Genomic DNA, 5670 nt, shown 5'->3' with positions numbered 1-5670 from the left:
ATGAACTTTATGTTAAATAAGTTTGTTTTGCGTATTAATAAGTTGTTATCTTTGCCCCACTGAAAAACGGAAGTTCTTTGGTAGCACAGAAGAGCTTTTAGATAAGCGATACTATTTATGAAAATGCTTTTAGATATGAAGAAAAAAGCTTTTACAATTTTTAGAGATAAAAGTTGCGGGGGTTAAAAAATTTTGTATCTTTGCAGTCCGGTTAAACGGAGCGCAGAAGCAGTAAAGATTAAGGTGATAGAAGGAGTTAGGGTTACTTAAAAAACTTATAAATTTTCTTCAAAAAACATTTGGTCATTTAGAAATAAATAATTACTTTTGCAACCGCAAATAGAGAGCATAACGACAGAAAAGATTCTCTATAACATGCGGAAAGAAAAAAGATCATTGACATACAATATACAACCAAGTAAGGAAAAAACTAAAGCGTAAAAAAAACTTTGAGTGGGTCAGGAAAAACATACAATGGAGAGTTTGATCCTGGCTCAGGATGAACGCTAGCGGGAGGCCTAACACATGCAAGCCGAGCGGTAGAAGATCTTCGGATCTTTGAGAGCGGCGCACGGGTGCGGAACACGTGTGCAACCTGCCTTTATCAGGGGGATAGCCTTTCGAAAGGAAGATTAATACCCCATAATATAATGACTGGCATCAGTTCTTATTGAAAACTCCGGTGGATAAAGATGGGCACGCGCAGGATTAGATAGTTGGTAGGGTAACGGCCTACCAAGTCAACGATCCTTAGGGGGCCTGAGAGGGTGATCCCCCACACTGGTACTGAGACACGGACCAGACTCCTACGGGAGGCAGCAGTGAGGAATATTGGACAATGGGTGAGAGCCTGATCCAGCCATCCCGCGTGAAGGACGACGGCCCTATGGGTTGTAAACTTCTTTTGTATAGGGATAAACCTACTCTCGTGAGAGTAGCTGAAGGTACTATACGAATAAGCACCGGCTAACTCCGTGCCAGCAGCCGCGGTAATACGGAGGGTGCAAGCGTTATCCGGATTTATTGGGTTTAAAGGGTCCGTAGGCTGATTTGTAAGTCAGTGGTGAAATCTCACAGCTCAACTGTGAAACTGCCATTGATACTGCAAGTCTTGAGTGTTGTTGAAGTAGCTGGAATAAGTAGTGTAGCGGTGAAATGCATAGATATTACTTAGAACACCAATTGCGAAGGCAGGTTACTAAGCAACAACTGACGCTGATGGACGAAAGCGTGGGGAGCGAACAGGATTAGATACCCTGGTAGTCCACGCCGTAAACGATGCTAACTCGTTTTTGGGTTTTCGGATTCAGAGACTAAGCGAAAGTGATAAGTTAGCCACCTGGGGAGTACGTTCGCAAGAATGAAACTCAAAGGAATTGACGGGGGCCCGCACAAGCGGTGGATTATGTGGTTTAATTCGATGATACGCGAGGAACCTTACCAAGGCTTAAATGGGAATTGACAGGTTTAGAAATAGACTTTTCTTCGGACAATTTTCAAGGTGCTGCATGGTTGTCGTCAGCTCGTGCCGTGAGGTGTTAGGTTAAGTCCTGCAACGAGCGCAACCCCTGTCACTAGTTGCCATCATTCAGTTGGGGACTCTAGTGAGACTGCCTACGCAAGTAGAGAGGAAGGTGGGGATGACGTCAAATCATCACGGCCCTTACGCCTTGGGCCACACACGTAATACAATGGCCAGTACAGAGGGCAGCTACACAGCGATGTGATGCAAATCTCGAAAGCTGGTCTCAGTTCGGATTGGAGTCTGCAACTCGACTCTATGAAGCTGGAATCGCTAGTAATCGCGCATCAGCCATGGCGCGGTGAATACGTTCCCGGGCCTTGTACACACCGCCCGTCAAGCCATGGAAGTCTGGGGTACCTGAAGTCGGTGACCGTAACAGGAGCTGCCTAGGGTAAAACAGGTAACTAGGGCTAAGTCGTAACAAGGTAGCCGTACCGGAAGGTGCGGCTGGAACATCTCATTTTAGAGCGTTGAAGAACGATAAACAAAATTAGTACAGCAATGTACATTGATTCTGCTTAAAGTAAAGCTTTAGTTTTTTATTTGGTTGCTATATATTAAAAAAATACAAACCCACTAGAAATTAGTATCAGGGAACGAGAGACAAGAGATGTCTAGATAAGAGATAGGAGACCAATACATAGTCTTGTGTCTGAGGTCTGATATCTCAAATCTAAATGAAGTCTCGTAGCTCAGCTGGTTAGAGCGCTACACTGATAATGTAGAGGTCGGCAGTTCGAGCCTGCCCGAGACTACTAATTGAAATAGAGGTTAGAAATTAGAATTTAGAAGTTAGTTTTTACTAATCTCTAATTACTAACATCTAACATCTGACTAGAGGGGGAATTAGCTCAGCTGGCTAGAGCGCCTGCCTTGCACGCAGGAGGTCAAGGGTTCGACTCCCTTATTCTCCACAGTTTTGGAAGTTTGATTTAAAAGTTACGGATAGAGCCAAAAAACAATATTCGTTCATCAGACAGAAGAAAAGACATTAAGATCATTGACATTAACGGTAAAAATATCACAAAGAGAAAACCGAGCGCATAGAAGCGCTTGAGTAACCAAAAATAGGAAAGAAATCGTTAAGGGCGTATGGCGGATGCCTAGGCTTTCAGAGGCGAAGAAGGACGCGGTAAGCTGCGAAAAGCTGCGGGGATTGGCACACACGAATTGATCCGCAGATGTCCGAATGGGGCAACCCGGCATGTTGAAGACATGTCACTCTAATTTATTAGAGAGCAAACCAGGAGAACTGAAACATCTAAGTACCCTGAGGAAAAGAAATCGAAGAGATTCCGTAAGTAGCGGCGAGCGAAAGCGGATTAGCCCAAAAGTCTTTATATGTTTAATAGAATGTTCTGGAAAGAACAGCCATAGAGGGTGATAGCCCCGTAAATGAAAGGCATATTTTGATGATAAATGAGTAGGGCGGGACACGTGAAATCCTGTCTGAATATGGGGGGACCATCCTCCAAGGCTAAATACTCCTGAAAGACCGATAGTGAACAAGTACTGTGAAGGAAAGGTGAAAAGCACTTCGAATAGAAGGGTGAAATAGAACCTGAAACCGTACGCCTACAAGCGGTCGGAGCCCACAAGTTGGGTGACGGCGTGCCTTTTGCATAATGAGCCTACGAGTTAATTTTGCTAGCGAGGTTAAGGACTTAAGGTCCGGAGCCGGAGCGAAAGCGAGTCTGAATAGGGCGCTTAGTTAGCAGGATTAGACGCGAAACCTTGTGATCTACCCATGGGCAGGTTGAAGCTCTGGTAACACAGAGTGGAGGACCGAACCGGTTGACGTTGAAAAGTCTTCGGATGACCTGTGGGTAGGGGTGAAAGGCCAATCAAACTGGGAGATAGCTCGTACTCTCCGAAATGCATTTAGGTGCAGCGTCGTATATAAGTTTATTAGAGGTAGAGCTACTGATTGGATGCGGGGGTTTCATCGCCTACCAATTCCTGACAAACTCCGAATGCTAATAAATGTTCTACGGCAGTGAGGGCATGGGTGCTAAGGTCCATGTCCGAGAGGGAAAGAACCCAGACCAACAGCTAAGGTCCCCAAATCTCTATTAAGTTGAAGCAACGCGGTTGGACTGCATTGACAGCTAGGATGTTGGCTTGGAAGCAGCCATTCATTTAAAGAGTGCGTAACAGCTCACTAGTCGAGCGGTCCGGCATGGATAATAATCGGGCATAAATAGAGTACCGAAGCTATGGATTTATACCCTAGGGGTATATCTGGTAGGAGAGCATTCTGTTTGCACAGAAGCAGTGGCGTGAGCCATTGTGGAGCGTACAGAAAAGAAAATGTAGGCATAAGTAACGATAAAGCGGGCGAGAAACCCGCTCACCGAAAGACTAAGGTTTCCTCAGCCATGCTAATCAGCTGAGGGTTAGTCGGGACCTAACGCGAACCCGAAAGGGGTAGTGGATGGACATTGGGTTAATATTCCCATACTTGCTCACACTAAAAAGGGGACGGAGTGCCGTACTTACTGGAGACTGACGGAATAGTCAAGACCTAGCCTTCGGGCGAAGTTGTTGTAGGGAAAGTGCTTCCAAGAAAAGCCGAAGTGAAGCAACCCGTACCAAAACCGACACAGGTAGTCGAGGAGAGAATCCTAAGGTGCTAGAGTGAATCATGGTTAAGGAACTAGGCAAAATAGTCTCGTAACTTCGGGAGAAGAGACGCCAGCAGCAATGCTGGCCGCAGTAAAAAGGCCCAGGCGACTGTTTATCAAAAACACAGGACTCTGCAAAATCGAAAGATGCAGTATAGGGTCTGACACCTGCCCGGTGCTGGAAGGTTAAGGAAGGGCGTTAGCAGTAATGCGAAGCGTTTGACTGAAGCCCCAGTAAACGGCGGCCGTAACTATAACGGTCCTAAGGTAGCGAAATTCCTTGTCGGGTAAGTTCCGACCTGCACGAATGGTGTAACGATCTGGGCACTGTCTCAACCATGAGCTCTGTGAAATTGTAGTCTCGGTGAAGATGCCGAGTACCCGCAATGGGACGAAAAGACCCTGTGAACCTTTACTATAACTTCGTATTGACTTTGAGTAAGTAATGTGTAGGATAGGTGGGAGGCTTTGAAGCAGGCACGCTAGTGTTTGTGGAGCCACTGTTGAAATACCACCCTTTACTTACTTGGAGCCTAACTTCTTTTAGAAGGACATTGCGTGGTGGGTAGTTTGACTGGGGTGGTCGCCTCCAAAAGAGTAACGGAGGCTTTCAAAGGTACCCTCAGCACGCTTGGTAACCGTGCGTAGAGTGTAATGGCATAAGGGTGCTTGACTGTGAGACCAACAAGTCGATCAGGTGCGAAAGCAGGACATAGTGATCCGGTGGTTCCGTATGGAAGGGCCATCGCTCATAGGATAAAAGGTACTCCGGGGATAACAGGCTAGTCTCCCCCAAGAGCTCACATCGACGGGGAGGTTCGGCACCTCGATGTCGGCTCGTCACATCCTGGGGCTGGAGAAGGTCCCAAGGGTTGGGCTGTTCGCCCATTAAAGTGGCACGCGAGCTGGGTTCAGAACGTCGTGAGACAGTTCGGTCTCTATCTATTGCGGGCGTTAGATGTTTGAGAGGGCTTGATTCTAGTACGAGAGGACCGAATTGAACAAACCTCTGGTGTATCAGTTGTTCCGCCAGGAGCACCGCTGAGTAGCTACGTTTGGAAGAGATAAGCACTGAAAGCATATAAGTGCGAAACTCGCCTCAAGATGAGACATCTTTTAAGGGTCGTTGGAGATGACGACGTTGATAGGCTATAGGTGTAAAGGCAGTAATGTCATAGCCGAGTAGTACTAATTACCCGTAGATTTATAGCCTATGGTTGCTGTATAACGAGAGCTTTTATGCGCAGTAAAGGTTTTGTCTTTGTGAACATTTTTATCGATTAAAATCAGAAGTTAGAATCTAGATATTAGAAGTTAGTATATCACTAATCTCTAAATACTAAAATCTAACCTCTTATATAAATCCTTTAGGGTGGTTTTAGCGGTGGGGCTCACCTGTTCCCATTCCGAACACAGAAGTTAAGCCCACCAGCGCCGATGGTACTGCGAAAGCGGGAGAGTAGGCCGCCGCCAGTTTTTATTAAAAAGTCTCATACATGTATTTGTATGAGACTTTTTTTT

The 5670-nt window shown here is 46.0% G+C and carries 2 tRNA genes and 3 rRNA genes; all 5 read left to right on the top strand.

Annotated elements, in window-relative coordinates:
- Positions 1-471 precede the first annotated feature (471 nt).
- Positions 472-1988, top strand: a 16S ribosomal RNA gene (locus HHL23_RS22140).
- Positions 1989-2206: 218 nt separating this feature from the next.
- Positions 2207-2280: transfer RNA gene (locus HHL23_RS22135), tRNA-Ile, on the top strand.
- A gap of 85 nt (positions 2281-2365) precedes the next feature.
- Positions 2366-2439, top strand: a tRNA-Ala gene (locus tag HHL23_RS22130).
- A gap of 158 nt (positions 2440-2597) precedes the next feature.
- Positions 2598-5361, top strand: a 23S ribosomal RNA gene (locus tag HHL23_RS22125).
- A gap of 156 nt (positions 5362-5517) precedes the next feature.
- Positions 5518-5625, top strand: a 5S ribosomal RNA gene (gene rrf / locus HHL23_RS22120).
- The 16S, 23S and 5S rRNA genes sit together here with 2 tRNA genes alongside, the layout of an rRNA operon.
- Positions 5626-5670 lie beyond the last annotated feature (45 nt).

Source organism: Chryseobacterium antibioticum (assembly GCF_012927325.1).
Taxonomy (GTDB): Bacteria; Bacteroidota; Bacteroidia; order Flavobacteriales; family Weeksellaceae; genus Chryseobacterium; species Chryseobacterium antibioticum.
This window is presented reverse-complemented; position numbering and strand designations above follow the sequence as displayed.